At 44.7% G+C, this 418-nt stretch carries 1 protein-coding gene; it reads left to right on the top strand.

Features of this window, described 5'->3' with window-relative positions:
- Nucleotides 1–418: hypothetical protein (locus tag KI686_RS15775; protein ID WP_237590290.1), on the top strand; the 418-nt coding region annotated here is incomplete at both ends.

The raw sequence follows: 418 nt of genomic DNA, 5'->3' as shown, positions 1-418 counted from the left end.
TGGATGCTGATATCGCAGCTTGGGTAACGGCACAAACTAATAGTATTAATAACAGTTTAGCGGGGGGGTGTTCACCGAGCGTATCGCATGATTTTACCAATCAGTCTATCGACTTCTGTACGGGAGGTACGGTAACTATTACCTGGACGGTAGAAGATATCTGTGGCTCTACTAATCCTACTGCTACATATACCCTAACACAACCGCAAGCAGTAAGCTATACTAGTCCTTCTGATGATAGTGCGGATGCCTGTGAGTTTGATAATGCGGATCCTACTGCTGCTCAAAATGCACTGGATGCTGATATCACAGCTTGGGTAACTAATCAAACAGCTATTATAAATAACAGTTTAGCGGGGGGGTGTTCACCGAGCGTATCGCATGATTTTACCAATCAGTCTATCGACTTCTGTACGGG

The sequence above is a fragment of the Polaribacter sargassicola genome (assembly GCF_021991835.1).
GTDB classification, from domain to species: Bacteria; Bacteroidota; Bacteroidia; order Flavobacteriales; family Flavobacteriaceae; genus Polaribacter; species Polaribacter sargassicola.
This window is presented reverse-complemented; position numbering and strand designations above follow the sequence as displayed.